The organism is Paenibacillus sp. FSL R5-0749 (assembly GCF_038595085.1).
GTDB lineage: Bacteria > Bacillota > Bacilli > Paenibacillales > Paenibacillaceae > Paenibacillus.
This window is the reverse complement of the sequence record NZ_CP152005.1, coordinates 3521318-3542104: the sequence shown is the minus strand read 5'-3', so window position 1 is coordinate 3542104 and position 20787 is coordinate 3521318. Positions and strand designations below refer to the sequence as shown.

At 44.1% G+C, this 20787-nt stretch carries 24 protein-coding genes; 10 read left to right on the top strand and 14 right to left on the bottom strand.

Annotated features, from left to right (window positions below; all coding sequences use genetic code 11):
- The first annotated feature begins 124 nt into the window (after nucleotides 1–124).
- Nucleotides 125–1348, top strand: a complete 1224-nt coding sequence (locus MKY85_RS15640) for a helix-turn-helix domain-containing protein (protein WP_342569985.1) — start codon at nucleotides 125–127, stop codon at nucleotides 1346–1348.
- 38 nt (nucleotides 1349–1386) lie between these two features.
- On the opposite strand, the gene MKY85_RS15635 is transcribed toward MKY85_RS15640, so the two are convergent.
- The 8 genes from MKY85_RS15635 to MKY85_RS15600 all read right to left on the bottom strand — a co-directional run bounded on the left by MKY85_RS15635 (nucleotide 1387) and on the right by MKY85_RS15600 (nucleotide 8404).
- The gene (locus MKY85_RS15635) at nucleotides 1387–3633 is read right to left on the bottom strand and encodes a glycoside hydrolase family 3 C-terminal domain-containing protein (protein WP_342569984.1); all 2247 of its coding nucleotides are present in this window, start codon (nucleotides 3631–3633) and stop codon (nucleotides 1387–1389) included.
- Nucleotides 3634–3967: 334 nt separating this feature from the next.
- Nucleotides 3968–4300: a chaperone CsaA gene (gene csaA / locus MKY85_RS15630; protein ID WP_339255390.1), complete on the bottom strand. Its 333-nt coding sequence runs from the start codon at nucleotides 4298–4300 to the stop codon at nucleotides 3968–3970.
- 25 nt (nucleotides 4301–4325) lie between these two features.
- Nucleotides 4326–4649 (bottom strand): putative quinol monooxygenase, encoded by a 324-nt coding sequence (locus tag MKY85_RS15625; RefSeq protein ID WP_339255388.1) that lies wholly within the window; start codon nucleotides 4647–4649, stop codon nucleotides 4326–4328.
- Nucleotides 4650–4716: 67 nt separating this feature from the next.
- Entirely contained in the window at nucleotides 4717–4920 is a 204-nt protein-coding gene (locus MKY85_RS15620; protein ID WP_342569983.1) for a hypothetical protein, read from the bottom strand.
- 16 nt (nucleotides 4921–4936) lie between these two features.
- Nucleotides 4937–5569 (bottom strand): SDR family NAD(P)-dependent oxidoreductase, encoded by a 633-nt coding sequence (locus MKY85_RS15615; RefSeq protein WP_342569982.1) that lies wholly within the window; start codon nucleotides 5567–5569, stop codon nucleotides 4937–4939.
- Nucleotides 5570–5928: 359 nt separating this feature from the next.
- Nucleotides 5929–6504, bottom strand: a complete 576-nt coding sequence (locus tag MKY85_RS15610) for a TetR/AcrR family transcriptional regulator (protein ID WP_342569981.1) — start codon at nucleotides 6502–6504, stop codon at nucleotides 5929–5931.
- A 121-nt stretch (nucleotides 6505–6625) separates the two neighbouring features.
- On the bottom strand, nucleotides 6626–7726 hold the full coding sequence (locus MKY85_RS15605; protein WP_339261444.1) for an L-dopachrome tautomerase-related protein: 1101 nt from the start codon (nucleotides 7724–7726) through the stop codon (nucleotides 6626–6628).
- A 291-nt stretch (nucleotides 7727–8017) separates the two neighbouring features.
- Entirely contained in the window at nucleotides 8018–8404 is a 387-nt protein-coding gene (locus MKY85_RS15600; protein WP_342569980.1) for a hypothetical protein, read from the bottom strand.
- Between the two features lie 89 nt (nucleotides 8405–8493).
- Here MKY85_RS15600 and MKY85_RS15595 point away from each other — a divergent pair, with 89 nt between their 5' ends.
- From MKY85_RS15595 to MKY85_RS15560, 8 genes are all read left to right on the top strand, one after another.
- A complete protein-coding gene (locus MKY85_RS15595; RefSeq protein ID WP_342569979.1) occupies nucleotides 8494–8736 on the top strand; it encodes a spore gernimation protein GerQ in 243 nt (80 codons plus the stop codon).
- Nucleotides 8737–8747: 11 nt separating this feature from the next.
- Nucleotides 8748–9134, top strand: coding sequence for a spore coat protein (locus tag MKY85_RS15590; RefSeq protein WP_342569978.1), 387 nt, complete (start codon nucleotides 8748–8750; stop codon nucleotides 9132–9134).
- Entirely contained in the window at nucleotides 9131–10267 is a 1137-nt protein-coding gene (locus MKY85_RS15585) for a zinc-dependent alcohol dehydrogenase (RefSeq protein WP_342569977.1), read from the top strand. Before MKY85_RS15590 ends, MKY85_RS15585 begins: the two co-directional genes overlap by 4 nt.
- 31 nt (nucleotides 10268–10298) lie before the next feature.
- Nucleotides 10299–10499 carry a hypothetical protein gene (locus tag MKY85_RS15580; RefSeq protein WP_253436282.1) on the top strand — a complete coding sequence of 67 codons (201 nt, stop codon included), beginning with the start codon at nucleotides 10299–10301 and terminating at the stop codon, nucleotides 10497–10499.
- Nucleotides 10500–10510: 11 nt separating this feature from the next.
- Nucleotides 10511–10807 carry a spore coat protein gene (locus MKY85_RS15575; protein ID WP_339255376.1) on the top strand — a complete coding sequence of 99 codons (297 nt, stop codon included), beginning with the start codon at nucleotides 10511–10513 and terminating at the stop codon, nucleotides 10805–10807.
- Between the two features lie 375 nt (nucleotides 10808–11182).
- Nucleotides 11183–12145: a phosphatidylinositol-specific phospholipase C/glycerophosphodiester phosphodiesterase family protein gene (locus tag MKY85_RS15570; protein ID WP_342569976.1), complete on the top strand. Its 963-nt coding sequence runs from the start codon at nucleotides 11183–11185 to the stop codon at nucleotides 12143–12145.
- On the top strand, nucleotides 12132–12830 hold the full coding sequence (locus MKY85_RS15565) for a response regulator transcription factor (protein ID WP_339233788.1): 699 nt from the start codon (nucleotides 12132–12134) through the stop codon (nucleotides 12828–12830). The genes MKY85_RS15570 and MKY85_RS15565 overlap by 14 nt, the downstream gene beginning before the upstream one ends.
- Nucleotides 12805–14121, top strand: a complete 1317-nt coding sequence (locus tag MKY85_RS15560; RefSeq protein ID WP_339233785.1) for a HAMP domain-containing sensor histidine kinase — start codon at nucleotides 12805–12807, stop codon at nucleotides 14119–14121. Before MKY85_RS15565 ends, MKY85_RS15560 begins: the two co-directional genes overlap by 26 nt.
- Before the next feature lie 124 nt (nucleotides 14122–14245).
- Here MKY85_RS15560 and MKY85_RS15555 read toward each other — a convergent pair whose 3' ends face one another.
- From MKY85_RS15555 to MKY85_RS15545, 3 genes are all read right to left on the bottom strand, one after another.
- On the bottom strand, nucleotides 14246–14950 hold the full coding sequence (locus tag MKY85_RS15555; protein ID WP_342569975.1) for a hypothetical protein: 705 nt from the start codon (nucleotides 14948–14950) through the stop codon (nucleotides 14246–14248).
- 126 nt (nucleotides 14951–15076) lie between these two features.
- On the bottom strand, nucleotides 15077–16429 hold the full coding sequence (locus MKY85_RS15550) for a HAMP domain-containing sensor histidine kinase (RefSeq protein ID WP_342569974.1): 1353 nt from the start codon (nucleotides 16427–16429) through the stop codon (nucleotides 15077–15079).
- A 71-nt stretch (nucleotides 16430–16500) separates the two neighbouring features.
- Nucleotides 16501–17217 carry a response regulator transcription factor gene (locus tag MKY85_RS15545; protein WP_253436246.1) on the bottom strand — a complete coding sequence of 239 codons (717 nt, stop codon included), beginning with the start codon at nucleotides 17215–17217 and terminating at the stop codon, nucleotides 16501–16503.
- Nucleotides 17218–17371: 154 nt separating this feature from the next.
- Here MKY85_RS15545 and MKY85_RS15540 point away from each other — a divergent pair, with 154 nt between their 5' ends.
- Complete coding sequence (locus MKY85_RS15540) at nucleotides 17372–17629, top strand: GlsB/YeaQ/YmgE family stress response membrane protein (RefSeq protein WP_091029919.1); 258 nt, start codon at nucleotides 17372–17374, stop codon at nucleotides 17627–17629.
- Nucleotides 17630–17772: 143 nt separating this feature from the next.
- On the opposite strand, the gene MKY85_RS15535 is transcribed toward MKY85_RS15540, so the two are convergent.
- From MKY85_RS15535 to MKY85_RS15525, 3 genes are all read right to left on the bottom strand, one after another.
- Nucleotides 17773–18714 carry a VanZ family protein gene (locus MKY85_RS15535; RefSeq protein ID WP_342573391.1) on the bottom strand — a complete coding sequence of 314 codons (942 nt, stop codon included), beginning with the start codon at nucleotides 18712–18714 and terminating at the stop codon, nucleotides 17773–17775.
- Nucleotides 18715–18904: 190 nt separating this feature from the next.
- Complete coding sequence (locus tag MKY85_RS15530) at nucleotides 18905–19336, bottom strand: universal stress protein (protein ID WP_342569973.1); 432 nt, start codon at nucleotides 19334–19336, stop codon at nucleotides 18905–18907.
- A 5-nt stretch (nucleotides 19337–19341) separates the two neighbouring features.
- A complete protein-coding gene (locus MKY85_RS15525; RefSeq protein WP_342569972.1) occupies nucleotides 19342–20574 on the bottom strand; it encodes an MFS transporter in 1233 nt (410 codons plus the stop codon).
- Between the last annotated feature and the right edge of the window lie 213 nt (nucleotides 20575–20787).

Here is a 20787-nt window from a genome sequence, read left to right as displayed (position 1 = left end):
CACACCTAAATGTTAACGCTTACTAAAATATCATAAAGAATTTTACTCATACAATATGGTAATATCATTGTAATTTTATAATTTTGATGTGATAAAATGATTGAAAAAAGGAGTCAAACACAAAATGGATCTAAAACGTCAATGTAAACTCGTTGCAGAACTTTTTGATATGTCCATCTTCTTTGTAAGCTCCACCGGAGAGGTTCAATTCGAACTGTTGGGTAATCGAATACTTAATCCGCTGTATAAAAATGATAAACAATTCTTTTTTTCAGTGTTGGGGTTTGATCCATCCGTGTGTAAAGAAGATCCTTCAATTGTAAGAACGATGTTTTTTGAGAACTACATTTTAATTCGTATTGGTAACGAACTGAACGATGAAGGAACCATCATTTTAGGACCTTGCCTTCCATTTAGCTTGAGTGAACATAAAATAAATGGGCTCATTAATGACACACATCTCTTTGCCAACCGGGAACAAGTATTTCATTATTATCAATCTGTTCCTGTGATACCTCATGAGAGGCTAATCAACATCACGATCTTGGTTAATCAAATGTTTAATCACGAATTGATCGAAGCTGAGGATGTAGTACAGGACTATTTGCGCGGTATTCATATCAAGGAAAAAGAAATACAAGGTTCCATAAATTCTTCAAAAGGCTATGATGAGACGCTCCATCACAACCCGCTAAATGAAAAGAAATTGTTAACGATCGTTAAAGAAGGTAAATTGGATATGCTCAAACACTTTACACAACTTGGTCATGAAAATACAGGGGTCCTGTCCAAATCAAGTCATATCCGTTCTAAAAAGAATCTTGGCATCATCGGTATAGCACTTGCAGCCAGAGCAGCCATTGACGGGGGGCTTTATTCGGAGATTGCTTTTTCGGTAAGTGATATTTACATACAGCGCCTCGAGGATCTACGAACCGATAAAGAAATCGATCAATGTTGCTTGGAAGCATTTTTTTCGTTAACCGAGAAAGTCTCTCAGGTTAAAGAATCGCAGCATTCTAAAATCGTAACACTTTGTAAAAATTATATATATAATCACCGTTATTCCAAAATTACACACGAAGAAATTGCTGAACATGCCGGTATTAGCCCAAACTATCTATCTGTACTATTTAAAAAAGAAGTTGGGATTCCCGTGAATGAATATATTCAACAGATTAAAATTGAGGAAGCTAAACATATGATTCAATTTACGAGCACTCCACTTTCTGAAATCGGGTCTCTTTTGAGTTTTACGGATCAGAGTTATTTCACCAAAATCTTCAAAAAACACACAGGTAGAACCCCGAAGCAGTATCAACAAACGCATCATATGATACAGGAATAAGCCCGACTATGACGGGCTTATTCTAATTATTCATGCATTCAACGGTTAACAGCGGATAAGATAGTCTGTAGTGTTTCTTCTGTGAACTGACCGCCGCTCATAAGTGCTGCATTGTGCAATGTGGTACCCATAACTAATTCCTGCATTCCTTCACCCAGTCCTGCTTCATTCCCGTCATATTGCCCCATCGCACCCATAATTTCAGCTCCAACGGGATGTTGCAGTAACTCTCCGAACGTGGAATGTCTGGTAATTGGTTTCGTAATCATTACGCTCGATTCTACCTCGATCGTTTCAACGAGTTCAATCTCTCTTGAAGATTTTCCGACCATAATGTCGAATTTACCTGTCTCCACATGCCAATCTTTCAGCTTAATATCGTAGTAAGCAAAGGCTCTTTTGTCCAGTTCAAAATGTATGGTAGTCTCTTCACCAGGCTGAAGTGAAACTTTGGTATACCCCTTCAATTCCTGAAGTGGCCGTGGCACCGTTGATTCCACATCACGTACATATAACTGAACGGCCTCTTTTCCCGCTCTTTCACCCGTGTTTTTAATTTTTGCAGTAACCGTTACACTGCTGGTATCTTTGATCTGTTTATGACTAACCTGTAGATCACTATATTCAAATTGGGTGTAGCTCAACCCGAAGCCAAATGGAAACAAAGGCTCCACATCTCTTGTATCGTAATGACGGTAACCTGTAAAAATACCTTCTCGATATTCGGCAGTCTCGCCGTCTCCGGGGAAATTCAAGTACGACGGATTGTGAATCAGCTTTTTAGGGAATGTCTCAGCCAGTTTTCCGCTTGGATTTACGCTTCCAAAGAGAATATCAACGATTGCACCGCCCAAAGCCTGTCCTCCAAGGTATGCCTCCAATACAGCCTTAACTTTATTCAGCCAAGGCATTTCAATAGGCCCTCCGTTGCTCAATACAACAACAATATTCTCTTGAACCTCCGCGACTGCTTCAATTAAAGTTCTGTGACTTTCCGGCAATTGAAGGTGTTTCCGGTCGAAACCTTCGGACTCATAACGTTCAGGCAGCCCGGCAAATATCACTGCAACCCGTGCATTCTTTGCGGCAGCTACTGCTTCTTGAATGAGTTCTTCGTTTACAACATCTTCGTCTAATCTATAACCGGCGGCATACGAGATGCTTGCACTGTCAGTGGCTGTTTTAAGGATTTCTTCATAGATGTTATCCAGCTTCGTCGGCATAATGTGTGAACTACCACCGCCCTGGTAGCGTGGTTGTTGCGCAAATGCTCCGATAACCGCGATGGAATCTTCAGTTTTTAGAGGGAGAATGTTCTCTTCATTCTTAAGCAGGACCATACATTCACTTGCAATCTTTCTGGCCAACTGGTGCTGTGCCTCTACATCAACCGATACTGACTTCCTCAGGCTATCTACAGCTTTGGATACAAGTGACAACAATCTCTCAACAGACTGATCCAGCACCTCTTCGCTCAGCTCTCCCGATTGAACAGCCTCAATAATTTTCTTGCATCCTATTCCGTTGCTGGAAGGCATCTCAAGGTCCAGACCGGCAGCTAGTCCCTGATCCAGTTCATTGACAGCCCCCCAATCCGACACCACTACGCCTGCAAATCCCCATTCTTCCCGAAGAATCTCAGTCAATAACCGGCTGTTTTCGGAACAAAAATCACCATTTACTCTGTTATAAGCGGCCATGACAGTCCATGGCTCACCCTCTTTCACTGCATATTCAAAGCTAGCCAGGTAGATTTCCCTTAGAGTCCGTTCATCCACCACCGCATCGACAGACATACGCTTATATTCCTGGTTATTTACAGCGAAATGTTTGATGGAAGTACCCACGCCTTGGCTTTGTACGCCTTGAATATAGCTGGCTGCCAAAGTTCCCGATAAATAAGGATCTTCAGAATAATATTCAAAATTTCGGCCACACAGCGGGGAACGCTTGATATTCACACCTGGCCCCAAAACAATCGAAATATCCGCTGCCACTGCTTCTTGTCCGATTGCTTTCCCCATCGTATCGGCAAGTTCACGATTCCATGATGAGGCAACTCCGCTTCCGGATGGGAAGCAGGTAGCCGGTATACTTTTGTTTAAGCCTAAGTGGTCTGCGCTCCCCTCTTGTTTTCTAAGTCCGTGAGGGCCATCTGTCATCATAATAGAGGGAACCCCAAGGCGGTCGATGGATATGGTGTTCCAGAAATCTTTACCTGAGCAGAGTTCTGCTTTTTCTTCCAATGTCATTTGACTGATGATTTCTTTCAAATTAGGATTCATTCGCTCTCCTCCGTTGGTAAACGTTAATAATGTAATCGGTTACTTCATAAGAGTAGAGCAAATGACCCTGAATATATGGTAAGATCGTTTTCTTTTTGGAAAAATAATATCTTATTTATAATGTGTGAACTCCGTAAGTGCTGACCTTATTTCTGCTTCATAAACGAATTCATGATTACTCCAAAGATTAAAGGAATGGAGTGAGTCCATATTAATTTTTTGGCAAAAAAACTGCACCTCCGATCTGTTAGTTGGTGTCTAACAATTGGGGTGCAGTCACACTTTGGTCAGCAGCTTTCTTGTTTGTATTCAGTTAACGTTCTTGTCGTCTAACTTATGCAATAGGAGTGCCGTTAGGGATTTCAGTATCCGGCGTTAACAGAATAACATCTCCTTTTTCCGGGACTCCGCCCAAAACTAATACCTCCGATTTGAATCCAGCAATGCGCCGAGGAGGAAAATTGATGATTCCTACAATTTGTCTTCCTATAATGTTCTCAGCCTTGTAACGCTTCGTTATTTGTGCACTTGAGGATTTCATCCCGATCTCCGGTCCAAAATCAATCTTAAGCTTAATCGCAGGGATCTTTGCTTCTTCAAAAAACTCCGCTTCCTTAATCGTTCCCACACGAATATCTAGTGCTGTAAAATCATCGATCGTTGCCAATGTTTGACCTCCCCAATGTTCTAGTTTAATGCGCTGGACGAAACGGTTTCAGGATTCGAATCCCTTCCTCAATGGATCCCTCCATCAGTTCTAAGAGCTGAGGCACAAGTTCTTGCATCCGCGGGGCGTTCAGGTGTCGATCGAGAGCATCCCGGTTTTCCCAGCGCTCGTGGATGATGAATGTACCAGGCTGGCCTTCTACCTCGTGAGCCTCATAGTCAATGTTACCCTGGTCGTTCCGTGACGGGGTGACAGCTGCAGTCATAAACGCCTTCATCTCGGCTTCTCTCCCTGCCTTGGCTCTCGCCTCCCAGAGTACAGTAACGTAACGGTTATTGGTATCGTTCATGTTGATTCCTCCTATGTTATCAATAATGCATGTTTAAACGGTTGTTGTGACATCAGTCATACTCCCGTTACTGCAGCTTCATCTGGCTGCGGAGCATCCGGTCGAGAAGTTTATCCGGGAGAATACGAACCAGTCGGGTCAGCAGTGCCGAATCTCGGCCAGCCGTATAGCGAGTGCGCGGATTACTTGCGTGGATGGCTCGTGAAACCACTTCTGCCACTTTCTCAGGAGGAATACCGCTCGTTGCCCACGATTCAGCCTGCGCCTTCACGGCGTCAAAAAGGCGGTCATGTCGTCTGTGCTGATCGGGGCGTCATCAACTTGGACAGCCGATTGGCTGTCGTAACCCCTTTCTCCGACAGGCTGGTGCTGACACCGCCCGGAGTAATCATGATAACTTTGAGTCCGAACGAGGACATCTCTCTGCGGAGGCTGTCATTGATCGCTTCCATCGCGTATTTTGCAGCTGAATAAATTCCGAAACCGGGCATTGAAATTTTGCCGCCAACGGATCCGATATTCACTACGCGTCCGCCGCTCTTCAGCAAGGCGGGAGTAAGCGCCTGAATAACCGCAACTTGCCCGATCACGCTGACTTCGATCTGACGGCGTAATTCATCCAGCGGAACCATCCCAAGAGGTGCATTAACGGCAATGCCAGCATTGTTGACCACGGCGCGCAACGGGCGACCAAGCGGATCTTGCTCCACTCGTTCGGCTAGCGTCCTTAGTGTGTCGATAGCAGTAATATCGAGAATGACCGGTTCGATATTTTTTTGTTTGATTTTGTCGGCATCTTCCTGACGGCGAACCCCAGCTAAAACGTGGAATCCTTCAGCGGCAAGCTGCTCCGCGGTAGCCCTGCCGATTCCACTTGAAGTACCTGTGACGACAACCATTTCTTGAGTTTTATATCGCATTGTAAACCTCCCGAGTTTGATAAGTTATGAATCACTGTATAGCACTGTTATACGGTCATTATAGCACCGCTATATAGAGCTGTCTATAGCGGTGCTATATATTTTTCATATTGTAATCCTCCTGCGATCTGACATCATTAATGACGGGCACAGCGTGATATACTTCGACGCTCACGACATACCGTAGCGCGAGGAATGAGCTCATCGAAACCCTTTGAAAATGAAAAAGATCGCCATCCTGCTTGGATAGGCGATCTCTCTTATGTGCTACCGTTTGTGGTTCATCATCTTTACCATGAAACAAAACAAAGCCCACATAGGGGCTTTGTCTGGAGTCTCCAAGCTTTTTCATCGATCCCTCATTTTGAAGCAGAATCCGGCATTGGGATCAAGATGATCTGCATCACGCTTTCTCGAATGGGATCAACGACGTCGGGCTGGGGTGGGGGTACCTTGCGAATTTGGGACGTCACATACAGCCATGAGGCCGTATTGGCAGAAGCCCAGACCAGATCTGCCGCAGTTTCGGCTGAAACAGCCAGTTTTCCTGCGGCGGCAACTCTTTGAACATTTTGCACCAGTGCTTGATGTGACTGATCTGCCGCCTCGATATGGGCGCCCTCTAGCAGCCGCCCCATCATTGCCGCATATATTCGAGGACGGGCTGCCGCGAAGCGGACATAGTCATCCCACCCCTGACGAAGCGCCATCTCTGGAATAGGTGACTCCACTGCGGCAATTTTGCTTTCGAATAACTGTTTGAACGCTTCCACTATAGCTGCACTCAGGAGTCCATCGGCATTACCGAAATGGTGGTAGAGTGTAGGAGCCGTAACCTGCGCGATCGAAGTGACAGCTCGCGTCGAAAATTGGGCTCCGCCCTCTTCTTCCAGTACCTTAAGAGCAGCTGCTAATATTTTGTCATATGTGCTCATAACTTCTATTATAGCAGTGCTATATACGTATGTCCATGACGCATGTTGTACTCCTGAGACTATGAATCCCGTTTGAAATCACAACAGGGTGAAACTCTGCATCTTTAAGTTTTAATCGAATCTATTGATCAAAAGGTAGTGCAGGTAATTCATCAATTTTCATACGGAGTAAACTATACGGTTTTTGTCGCAGATCTTTTCCATAATGAAATCTTGCCTGCCTATGTAATTGATTCACAATTACATATAAGTATTGATCCGGACCAATAGAAAACGTATCTGGCCATAAAATTCGGGGATCATGGGCGATGGTTTCCATGATTCCATTCGGCAATATCTTGCGAATGCTATCATTCTCATAATCTCCAGCATACACGTTTCCTATTGCGTCCGTGATCATCCCATCCGATGCTCCCTTTTCTCCCCAATACTGCACAAGATCACTTAATTTGAAATCCGGTATCGTTCTGTCTCTTAACGATTCGGTTGAGATCGAGTATAGTTGGCGACTGGTTAATGGACAATAGAATAACATTTTCCCATCAGGGGAAATGGCTATCCCATCAGAGGCCAAGCGAAAGGGAGATGTCGAACCATCCGCGTTTCGATTCATCAAAATTTTACCTTCCACTTTCGGTATAAAATACGGGTCGGGTGAGGTTGAGCTTGCTCCATGCAACCGTCTATACGCATTGCCGTTTTCTAGATTTACGACGATAATAGCGCCTGGACCATTGGAAGAAGAATCTGTTATATATGCGTAACCTGCGTTACCTACACGAAAGTCAAATCGGACATCATTCAGATACGTTGTTGGTAAGACAACATCATCTGCAAATATATATACTTTTCTTATTGTATTTGTTTCTAAATCTACCGCGACTAATTTTGCCCCTCCTATAATTGGCTCAGAAAAATTAGGTGCAGCCGTATCCAGTACCCACAGGGTTCCTCTTCCATCTGTAACAACACTTTGCACACTAATGAAAGACATAGCGTTATTCGATGGGGTACTCAAGTTCGTTTCTAAGTTAGGATATGGCTGCAACTGACCCTCAACAATTTCCGCTACCGTAAATCTAACGTCATCTCCCCATTTCGGAAAGCAAACAAAGATACGCCCGGTTTCGGATACACTAACGCCTGTAGGCATAGCCCCGTAAAAGGAATGAACGAGTTCTAACTTACCAAAATATTCTTCCATAGGTAACATAGGCTGTATGATGTCCTCCTCAACATAGTTGGATAGATATTACCTATAATTATGTTCAAGACTTTTTCTAATGCCTGGCCCTTAATCATTCTTTTTCAACCGTGATTTTGAAATTGTCCCATACATCTAAAATACAAAAAACTTCGGCGTGAGCCGAAGCATGTGACCGTAACTATATGTGTTCTAGGAAAATTGCTTCCTCCGATCGTCAACGCAGGGTAAATCCCCATGCAGAGAGTATCGGAGAAAATACGGAATAGAAGGAAAAACACTGACAAGCTTATCAGTTCTAGGACCGTTTTATTGTTGGTCCGGGAGACGTAATGCGTTTGCGGAAGTTTGCGCTTGATCTAAAAATTCATCTGCTCGGGTCAATTGCTGCCGGGCTTTTTCCAACGCTTGTGAATCTGTTGCATTAGATTCATTTAACGAGCTTATTGCCTGATTTAAAGCTGTCTGCACTTCAGAAACCGCATTAGATGCATGCTGCTCCAGTGTATTTCCACTCGAGTTAAGGGCACCTTCTGCCGGTTTTCTTGCATTTTCGGTGGCTAGATCAATTTTGTTTTTATTGGGCACAGTGAGTCCTCCTCCCTTTTGCAAGATCATATAAAACACAAAAATAAGTATCGGATTAAGAAATTGTTTATATTCCTGCAACGGTATGGGAATATTCGGATCTTCCATCTTCCGCAACCCTTCTAAGATTTTAGTATAAGATCCGATTCGTTGGAAAATCTAACGTTGATGAAAAAAAAGGAGGTGATCAGTTCTCCATGAACAACCCAACACTAGCGCCGCACGAATCGATGGAACTGCATGAAGCTTTAAACTTCAAAACACTGTGCATCGCCAAGTCAAAACTGATGCAAGGCCTGGTCTTTGACCAAGAGCTAAAAGCTTTAATGCAGAAAGACGTCACTCAGTCCATACAACAGATCGCCGAGCTGCAAGCCATTTATGCCAAAGCTCCTTTCCAAGCGCCTGTTCCAACTAGTCCGACACCTATAACACATTAAGGGGAGCTCAAATGAATACCGATTATTTAGACCCGATTAATTCATTAAATATGCCGGAAATGGCAGATATGACTTTTGCCATGGACTTCCTTATTCGTGCCAAGGAAGGTGTGCGTAATTTGTCCATCGCCCTGACGGAAACGGCTTCACCAGATGTAAGAGCCCTTCTGCACTCTCAGCTTAAACAAGGAATCGCAATGCACCAGGAAATCTCGGAGCTCATGATTCGCAAAAAATGGTTCCATCCTTACGAGCTGAATGAACAGTACCAACTCGACCAGCTTTCGGCGAATAATACGGTGATGATCGGGCAGATGAATCTGTTCCCGGGTGATACGTCGCGTAAAGGGATGTTTGATCGGACCCCAGATGAACATATTGGAGGACATAAAGCATGAAGGCGGTAACGTATCAAGGGGTTAAAAATGTCGTGGTCAAAGAGGTTCCGGATGCAAAGATTGAGAAACCGGACGATATGATCGTAAAGATCACCAGTACCGCCATTTGCGGTTCTGACCTTCATCTTATTCACGGGATGATCCCTAACCTTCAGGAGAACTATGTCATCGGACATGAGCCGATGGGCATCGTAGAAGAAGTAGGCCCTGGCGTGACAAACCTAAAAAAAGGCGACCGTGTAATCATCCCGTTTAACATCGCATGTGGAGAATGCTTTTATTGCAAAAATCAGCTGGAAAGCCAATGTGACAATTCCAACGAGAACGGAGATATGGGCGCATATTTCGGCTACTCGGGAACGACCGGCGGATATTCTGGCGGGCAAGCTGAGTATTTACGGGTTCCATTTGCCAATTTCACCCACTTCAAAATTCCTGAGAACTGCGAACAACCGGATGAAAAGCTAAGCTTGATCGCAGATGCCATGACTACGGCATTCTGGAGCGTAGATAATGCTGGCGTAAAAAATGGAGATACGGTCATCGTGCTCGGATGCGGCCCAGTCGGACTCTTGGCCCAGAAATTCTGCTGGCTGAAAGGAGCAAAGCGGGTCATTGCCGTTGACTATGTCGATTACCGCTTGCAGCATGCGAAGCGAACGAACAACGTCGAAATCGTAAACTTCGAACAAGATCAGAACATTGGCAATACGCTCAAGGAAATGACCAAAGGCGGCGCCGATGTTGTCATTGATGCAGTAGGAATGGACGGCAAGATGAGCGATCTTGAGTATTTAGCCAGCGGTTTGAAACTGCAAGGCGGTACTATGAGCGCATTTATCATTGCTTCTCAGGCTGTCCGCAAAGGCGGAACCATCCAAGTCACTGGGGTATACGGTGGACGCTATAACGGATTCCCACTGGGTGACATCATGCAGCGAAACGTGAATATCCGTTCCGGACAAGCTCCAGTCATTCACTATATGCCATATATGTACGAGTTGGTTACGTCTGGCAAAGTGGACCCTGGCAACATTGTTACACACGTCATTCCCCTCAGTGATGCCAAGCGTGGTTATGAAGTGTTCGATACAAAAACGGACAATTGTATTAAAGTCATCTTAAAGCCTTAAATATGGATAGATACATGGGAGGACAATTCGAATGAATTCCAAATACGCATTGCATGAGGTGCTCGAGGTACATGAAATTGCAGCATTCAAGACGGTTTGCCTGACTAAATCCCAGACCATGCAAGCTCTCGTAACCGACCCGGAGCTCAAGCAAATTTTGCAACAAGATGCGATATTATCACAACAGCAGCTTCAGGAGCTTGGTGGAGTGCTGACTAAAGCGACTGTATAGGAGATAACCAAATGAACCCAATATTAGAACATATGTCAGGCCTTCATACGCTAACGGATGATGTGATCGCAATGGATCTGTTGATAAACGCCAAGAGTGGAGTCAGAAATTACGCCATGGCTGTGACCGAATGTGCCACTCCCGAAATCAAGCAAATTCTGATGAAACAGCTCGATGAAGCGATAGACTCTCATGAAAAGATATCAAATTATATGGTACAGCATGGGTTATACCATCCTTTCCATATTCCAGAGCAAATTCAGCTCGACCTGAAAAACATTCAAACGGCTATGAACATTCCGTCCTGACAGCGCCTAACTACAGCCGGAGATTTCTAAGTGCATAATGTACCCTGTGTCCATAATCTAGTAATGAAACAAGGGGGGAACCATTCCGCCTTTGTTTCTGCTGCGTCACGATACATACTTAAAGAAACGTCCTCGACTTGTTCACTCTTCCACCCTCCCTGTTTATAATCCACACATCCAACAACGTCTCATGCATTTGTTGAGTGCCAGTCTCAAACCAGCGGATCAACTTGCCGTTTCCGAGCCTTCGCTTTGTTCTTTTTATATGAATTTCAATGTATACAAACTTCATAAATTCCTTCGTTTTTATACCACTCCTTCTTCATTTGCGTCCTGTAGTATGACTTACATCGGGATAACGAAGGAGCAGAACGAATGAAGAAAACGATGATGTTAAGCTTACTCATAGTCATTATGGCAGGAATGATCTGGTGCAACTGGGGGCTTGTTAGGACAAGTCAGAATCAGCCGGACTCTATACCTGGTGCCAGCGGCTGGCAGGAAAACAGGCTTATTGCACATGCATTCGGTGGAGTTGACGGTGCCAGCTACACCAATTCTTATGAGGCATTTATAACCAATTACAATAGAGGGTACCGTTTGTTCGAGGTTGATCTTGTGCAGACGACGGACGGGAAGCTTGTAGCCAGACATGATTGGTCGCAGAAGCTACAGCCCGGCTTGACTGCTCATCGCGGACGAAACGTAACCAAGCTTCAGTTTGCGAACTCGCTTATTATGGGAAGATTCCACCCTCTTACCCTGCCGGACATCCTGCAGCTGATGCAGCAATATCCTGATTTTGACTTAATTGTGGACACGAAAGCAGGCAGCAAAGCGCAAATTCAGCAGCAGTTTGTGCATCTAGTCAATGAGGTTCGACGTACGGATCCTGCACTGCTCAACCGGGTTATACCTGAAATCTTCAGCCCGGAAATGTATGACACGGTTATGGGAATCCATCCCTTTCCAAACAAAATATATTCACTTTACAAAACTGGCGCCTCCGCCGAAAGTATTGTAGAATTCGTAAGGGACAAACAACTGACAGCTGTTGCCATGCCTGCATACCGCGTGTATCTAAACCCCAATTTAGTTTCAGCACTGAATAAGTTTGGGGTAAAAAGTTATGTTCACACGGTGAACAGCAGACCGGTTATGCAGATTCTGTCCAGGTTTGGGGTACATGGGTTTTACACAGATCAGGAAGAATCACCAGAGGAGCTGATGCTTGCAGACGCTCCCCCCGGCCATGTTGAATTTTCGGGATACATGAGTTCCGGATTAGCAAGTATAAGAAATATCGTGATGAAGGTGAGAAATAATGGCTATCAATAACATTCTTGTTGTAGACGATGAACCAGAAATTCGAGAAGCGCTCGTTATTTATTTGAAAAGCGAAGATGTGGATGTATTCACTGCCTCTAACGGATTGGAGGCGCTGGAAATTCTTGAACAAGAAACCATTCATCTTATTATTATGGACAACATGATGCCGCAGCTCGATGGAATTAAAACGACATTTAAAATTCGTGAAAACAAAAATATACCGATCATTATGCTTTCCGCCAAGTCAGAAGATAGCGACAAGATTTTAGGACTCAACGTTGGTGCTGATGACTATATTACGAAGCCGTTCAATCCTCTAGAGCTGATTGCCAGAGTCCGATCTCAGCTGCGCCGGTTTACGAATTTAGGTTCCTTTCAGTCAAACGGGGATGAGCTTATACAAGTAAGAGGACTCGTGCTGAACAAAAGCTCGAAGACTGTTGAGATAGATGGTGAGGACGTTAGATTAACCCCGAAGGAATACAAAATTCTGGAGCTGCTGATGGAGAACAAAGGCAGAGTTTTCTCCATTGAAGAGATTTATGAGCGCGTGTGGAATGAACTGATCTTCACTTCAGAGAATACGGTTGCCGTACATGTAAGAAACATCCGTGAAAAAATTGAAATCAACCCTAAAGACCCAAAATATTTAAAGGTGGTATGGGGAATTGGATACAAAATCGAGAAAAAATAAAGCCGATCGGAAGCTTCCAATCGACCTTATTGTCATCATTGTCGCCGCGATCTCATGGATCCTCATACTTATAAACTCGTATTCATACACGGGGTTGAGTATTAGCTATTCAACTTCAAGTTACATCCAGGCACTGCTTGCCTTTATTATTCTTTGCTTACTGGCAAGCAGGTTGTTTCTTTATTTTAAGGCACCCCAAGCTGGACGTTCCTTCTGGCATGGTAGCCTGCTGATGGATTACTTTCATAGCTGGAGAACCGGTCTTAGAGCCAGTTTGCAGAACTGGAGATTAACGTTTGGCATCATCATGATGTTTCTGCTAACTCCGATAGCGGGCATTTGTATTTGGCAGGCAGCCACATATTACGGTGTATACGAACAGGACTTGCTCATACTCTATGTGTTGCTGTATGTGCTGTTCCTGGTTCCGTATATCCTTTCCAAGCTTGGACGCTTTATCGCCATCATCAACGGGAGCAAAGAAATTGCCGAAGGCAATATTCAGAATACGATTCAGGTAACCGGCAAGGATGCCCTATCCAAGCTTGCTGGCTATATTAACAATATGAAAGCCGGGTATCAAAGCGCGCTGGAGAATCAAATGAAGAGTGAACGGTTAAAAACAGAGCTGATTACCAACGTATCGCATGATTTGAAAACCCCGCTTACTTCTATTATCAACTATGTTGATTTATTAAAAAAAGAAGATCTGTCTACGGAGACTACCCGAGCGTATATTGAAACTCTGGACCGGAAGGCGCTACGGATGAAGCTGTTGATTGAAGACCTGTTCGAAATCTCCAAGATGGCCAGCGGTACAGTAGAGCTGGATATTGAGTACGTCGATGTCGCGACATTATTGACACAGGCGATCGCCGAGTCCAACACTGGTATGGGACAAGCGTCGGCAGTGATTCGGGAGAGGATCGCGAAATTCCCCATCCATGCACATTTGGACGGCAATAAAATTTGGCGTGTATTCGAAAATTTAATTGGCAACGCGCAGAAATATTCGCTTCCAGGAACCAGAATCTATATTTATTTGGACGAGTCTGATGATCAGGTACAATTCAAAATTCAAAATACGGCTGCGTATGAGATTGATTTTGCTGCGGAAGAGTTGTTCGAGCGTTTCAAAAGAGCAGATGAATCCCGCCAGACAGAAGGCTCTGGCCTAGGGCTGTCCATTGTGAAAAGTATCGTTGAGCTGCACGGCGGGGAGATCAACATCGAAATTCATGGCGATCAATTCAACGTTATTCTGCATTTGCCCAAGCAGCGCTTAATTTAAAAGTCCTAAAACCAAGTTAACCCTCAATGCTCCTTTTCAGGATGTATGAGGGTTAACTTTTCATTTTTATTCAGATATTGAAGGTGAATCGCATGAATGGCTTACCAACATTGCTCACTACTTATTAGTCCAGAAGACTGTAGATTTGAATGCTCTCGACCTTGGCATCCTTGATATGAAATGACATCACATCCACATAATTGGACGGCTCGTAACGGAAGTCATCCTCCTCATCTGGAGCGCCATCACCAACGAGTTTCCCCTCAGGGTAGGCGTTTTTGAGTGTATCGAGGCTATCCCCTGCTTTAATGTTTCGCACTGTGGCGTACTTAGGATCTGTGATTTCGATATGAAAGATGGAGTCTTGTTTCCCCTCAGGTATACTGATGGTTTTAATCTCCAGACCGGGATACGTGTACACTTTTTCCGTAAAACCGATTAAGTTATCCATATTGGTTCCATCGTCAGCACTGTACGTATGAGATTTCAGGTTATCCGGTTTGCCCAGCATCTGTTCCATTTGTTCTTCATTCGCTGTATCCGAAATCGCAATGGTATGCTCATTAAAGACAAAAGCAAGCTCCTTCAGTACCACATTGCCTTCCTTCTCCATCGAACCTTCCTTAATAGCTTCAGTTCCCTTTTCTTCAGCACTTTCGGAAGCAGGCGTATTAGCATTTGTTGTACCTTCGCCTGTGTTCTGTTCGTTTGCTGTGTTCTGTCCGGTTGCTGGAGATGTAGCATCACTGGATTGACAGCCCGTTAATGCCGCCGTTAGTAACGCACCTAGTACGATAAAACTTGCAGCTTTCTTTGTTAATTTCATCATGATCCCTCCATAAATGTGTGATTTGTTCTTATGAAGTGATTATAAATAAAAGATTTGTTAGTCTTATAACAGAAATGTACCAATCTTGTAACGTTACCTATTTAGGCTTGGGTTTGAAATGCAGGGCTACGCACGAGGCAAAACAATTGTAACGGTCGTCCCTTTTCCCAGTTGACTTTCAATGTCGATATACCCATTAAACCGCTCTACAATCTCTTTGCAAATGGAAAGTCCAAGACCCGACCCATTTGCTGTACTTGCATTTTTCGCTCGGTAAAAGCGTTCCTGCACTCGCTCCAGCTCATCGCCCGCGATGCCTATGCCTTGATCACGTATCCGTATAACGACCTCGCTTGGCGTATGTTCCAACTTCAATTCGATCAGCGATGGACTGCCTGAATATTTGATGGCATTGTCCACAAGATTGGCGATGGCATGGGACATCAGCATTGGATTCACGTTGGCTTGCACTCTTGTCGTACCGTCATCTTCCGGTTCTTGCTCCGCCTGACTAACTCTGATCTCGATCCCTCTATCCTTAGCCTTGGCTCCCATATTCATTGCAACTTGCTGAATCAGTTCGTTCATTTCCGTCTTCCGGGCTTCCAAATCATTAGAACCCGCCTTATCGAATCGGGATAATAATAACAGTTCATTAATCAAGCGGGTGAGTCGATCCGATTCCTGCAACAGATGAGCATAGATTTTTTGCAGTTCCTTGTTCTCAGTCTCTCCTTCGACCAAGTATTGAGAGAAACCACGAATGGCTGCCAAGGGTGTTTTTAACTCGTGAGATACGTTGGAGACAAATTGTTTCTGGTACTGAATGTAATCATGAAGCTGTCGCCCCATGGAATCCAGCCCATCTGCCAGCATGCCTAGCTCATCCTTCCGTTTTAGATGAACTCTCCGAAACTCCTGTCTGGAGAAGCTTTGCACAGAGCCAAGCAGTATCTTAATCGGCTTGGTTGTATTGCTTGCAATCCACAGACTGGATAACGTAATCAGCACAATGAAACCGCCTGCACCTGCAAACAGGATATAACGGATTTGATTCATGATCGCATAAAAGTAGGAAATGTCATCCACGAATTCATACACATAAGCGTTTTCGTAGAATTGATTCTGAATGGGCGTTGCAAAATAAAGCTGATGATCTTCCGTGACGGTGTAGGCATAACTGCCGCTCAGTGCTTTCTCTATATTTTTGTCGAAAATAAGCGGTTTGCCATCATTAATGATGATGCCATCCACAGCCAAGCCCAGTAATTGCTTGGAGCTATCATAGATACGTACTTCCTTGCCTGAAGCTTTCAGCTTCTCCAGAGCAAGTCTGACGATCTCCTCCGTTTGCGGCTCCCCTGAGGATGATCTATGCTGAGCTAGCACCTCACGGAAGGACAGCTCGGACAGATCCGCCTTCTCCATCATCTGTTTCTCAATGGTTACGAAGCTGTAGTAATCGATTGCTTTGTTCACCGCAAAAATGATGATGCCAAAGGACAGCACGGAGAAAAATAAATAATTCAGCAGTAACCGGGTTGCATACTTCAGGCCTCGCCACCTCCAAGTTGATAGCCAAATCCATAGATCGTCCTAACATACTTCGGTTCGTCCGCGTTATCCTCCAACTTCTTCCGTAATCGCATGATGGTCATATCCACACTGCGACTGTCTCCCATAAAGTCATATCCCCACCCAATCTGCAGCAATTCATCCCGGGTAAAAATTTTTTCTGGCCTTTTGAGTAACGTTTCCAGAATTTTAAACTCTTTGGCCGTTAAAGACACAGGTACATCGTTTTTCAGCACTCTTCGGCTTTCCAAGTCAAATGTCAACTCTTCATGAATGATGCGTGTAGATGTCACCTCTGTTCCTTCGCTTGATTCCTCCTTGCTCTCGTTTCTTCTCAGAATCACCTTGATGCGAGCGAGCAACTCACGATTATCAAAGGGTTTGGTCATATAATCTTCCGCGCCCAGTTCTAGTCCAAGCACCTTGTCGATTACCTCATTTTTGGCTGAGAGCATAATCACAGGAATGGCGCGTTTTCCGGTAATTTCCTTGCACAAATCATATCCGGAGCAATCTGGCAGCATCAGATCAAGTACCACTATATCGGGTTGAAAAGAGTCGAGCAGCCTCAGGCCCGTTTTGCCGTCCTCTGCGGTCTGCACATCATAGTTTTCTCGCCTTAGCACCAGCTCAATTAAATCTCGAATAGCGATTTCATCATCAATGACTAAGATTTTCTTCAAAATGTACACGCACCCCTATCTACCCTTGTTCTCCAACGTCTTCAATCCTATATTAACCCATCTTAGCACAGACGCTTTAGATTCCTCCACCGACAGGAAGATGAGGTATAATCCAACGAACCCCACATAACTTGTAATAAACCCGAAGAAAGGAGAACAATCCATGGATCTGCTCTGGGTACTCATTGTTGGTGGACTTATTGGTTGGTTAAGCGGCAACTTGATTGGGCGAGATGTACCGGGCGGTGTACTTGGGAACGTTATTGCGGGTTTTATCGGTTCCTGGTTAGGAACGGAATTGCTGGGACCAAGGGGACCGGTGATTGGCGGATTTCACATTATTCCAGCCATCGTTGGCTCCATTATTGCCCTGCTCATCTTCTTCGCTCTCGCACGTGGCGGAGCCTTCCGAAGACGTTAATCAAGAGAGACGAAGACCGATACCGTCGTTCATTAGATAAAAGGACCGAAAGCATTCATCGATGGGAGATGAACACTTACGGTCCTTTTTTTGTACTGCTTTATCCATTTTTCAAGCCTAAAAAGGCATGGAAGATCAAACATTTAGCTGCTCCAAAAATATTGCATCCGTTTATAGCCTACATCCCATACTTTTTCGTTCCCTTCGATGGTGATCTTCAGTTCGCTTCCCGGTTCGAGAGGAATCTTGAATATCAACGGGAATAGTTCAGGATCAATCCGCTGATCTTCTCCAGAGCCGGTCATTATCTCGTTTCCATTGAGGGTAACACGAATTTTTCCTGAATAATCTGTTGGTTCAGGGATTCCGTAATAAAAAGAGAAAATCGTCTCTTCCTCAGACGTGTATGTAAACGTTTTAGGATCTCCGCCTTCAGCGCCGTACATATTATAGAGAATCTTTACATTTTGATCGCTTATTTTGATGCTGTCCGGTTTGTCTGCAGATGATGAATTACCCGAACTGTCCATCCATTCGTTGATTGCCACAAAAGGGCCTTCTACTTTAGTTGCTGCGTTATCTATCGCTCCGAATAATCCCCATACGACTAATAAAAGAATCATACCGGAAATAGCCGTTCTTACCAGATTGCGCCAGAGGTTCCGGGAACGGAAACCAAGTTTGTACGCCCCATAACCAATGGTTGCTCCTATCGTATTCTGAATGGCATCGTTTATATCGAAACTACCAAGTAAGGTAAGGGCCTGGATGGTTTCCAGCACAAGAATCGCTATAACAAACAAGGTAAAGAACCGGGCAAAGGTAATCCTGTACAACCATGGCATCAGGATACCAAAAGGGATAAAGGCGGCAATGTTACCCAAATCAACTAAAGTCATGAGACTGGGATGCAGGAGTTCAGATAGAGCCGGCAGTTTAAAAAAGCTATCTGGGGAGAAAAGAAAGGTATAGCCAGTCGTTGTCTCTGAAGCATCTCTTCTACCGAAGGCGAGGAACATAAAATAAAGAATAAACAATGTATAGAATATGGTTAAGGTTAGAATGATTTTACGTTGTTTGGTCATGGTTAACTCCTTTGCCAGATGCATGTGCTTATCTAGGCTTATTGCCCCGTCTATTTTACCACATATTATAATTAAGCTGCTTATAGTGTTATGAAACCTCTGATCCTTCATCATTTTCGGCAACTAAAGGATAGAAAAAACAGCGGCATTTGTAGGACACAATATCCTGAAATGCCGCTGTATAGAGGAGTTAATGAACAATGAGGACTGGGCAACTTGATAACTGTGAAACCTTGTGGCTGACACTTCCAAGCATCATTTCTTTTATGCCTCTTAGCCCACGGCTCCCGATAATAATAAGTTGCTGCTCCGTATCCCTTGCATAATTCAATAGTTCATGCCCAGGATCTCCCTTAAGATGAATAGTTTCCGGGTTAATTCCGGCAGACTTTAATTTAGATTTGGCTTGATGCAACTGTTCCAAACTCGCTTTCTCCATTTCGTTCAATATGTCTTCCAGAAAATTCTCTGGTAAAAACGTCATGCCGATCGGCACATAACTCTGGCTAACATGAACCAAGGTAACTTGAGCTTGTTTATTTTGTGCTATTTCAACGGTTGCATCAAGGAGTTTGTTCGTTATTTCGCCTTTATCAATGGCGACCAGAATTTTGTCAAACATAGTTATCATCCTTTCCGTGACATTTCGTAACTATTTTGACTACCTACAAAGCGGTTGTTTGCTGCTCCTATACCCACTAAAAAGAGTAAGATCGAAGCCCCTAGAAGAATGAAAAGTGGCAGGTTCCAGCTATTTGTTGCATCATGCAGATATCCTATAAGAGCTGGACCGAGTGCGGCAAGAAGATATCCGATCGATTGGGCCATACCAGATAGTTCCGCTGCTTGATGCGCATTTTCAGTGCGTAACCCGAAAAACATCATGGCCAAACTAAAGGCGAAGCCTCCACCAATTCCGAGTATGATGATCCACAACAGAATGATATTGGAACTGCCGTAAAGAAGTCCGAGCGTCCCGGTCAAAAGCAAAATGGTTGTGATGACGACTAACAAGCGTTGACTAGACATGCGCCCAGCAATCACAGGCACAATAAAGGTAAATGGAAGCATAGCTAACTGCATGATGGAGAGATACCAGCCTGATTGGTTGGATTCAATTCCTTGCTGCTTTAAAATTTCGGGCAACCATGCGATCAACACATAGAAAACCATGGACTGTATCCCCATAAAAATCGTTACTTGCCAGGCAAGTGGGGATCGCCAGACATTCACATCGTTGCTGGCCATCTGTTGACTCGTCTTGGCTGTTTGGTCCGTTTGATTTCTTAATTGGGGTAACCAACACAGGATTGATACAAAGCTTAGTATCCCCCATACCGCCAGTGCTCCCTGCCATTTTAGCCCTGCGGTTATGGCTAGCGGTACACTGATTCCCGAAGCGATTGCCCCAGATAAATTCATTGAAATAGAGTAAACTCCTGTCATGGATCCGATTTTATTTGGAAAATCCCGTTTGATTATACTCGGCAATAATACATTACATACGGCAATGGCGAATCCAAGAACTGCTGTCCCAATAAACAGATTAACTGCACCAGATAAAGATCGTATTACAATACCAACAGTCAGCAAGATTAAGGCAATCAAAATGATACGCTCAACCCCATACCTTCTCCCTAATTTGGGTACGAGAGGTGATAATAAAGCAAAGACAAGCAAAGGTACCGTTGTGATCAGACCTGCTAATGTATTAGAAATATGAACGTCATCCCTTATAAAACCCACTAAAGGACCAACTGAGGTCAAGGGCGTGCGTAAATTAGCTGCAATAACGATAATGCCGAGAATGATCAACGCTATAGAGGATGGCACGAATTTTTTATTTTGTTTAGTCGGCATTCTTTATGTCTCCTTCCTGAATTCTTGCATATTATATTTACTTCCTGTTGCTTAAAAACTTTGCTATAACATTCGCGCGAATAACGAAAGTATATTATAATATACTTTATTAAACAATAATTATTTTATGGTATACTAAAACTACCTAAAAAAATGCAGCTCCGAGTTTCCGTCATGGAATTCGGAGTTGCATTTAATAAGTGGCTTTTCGAC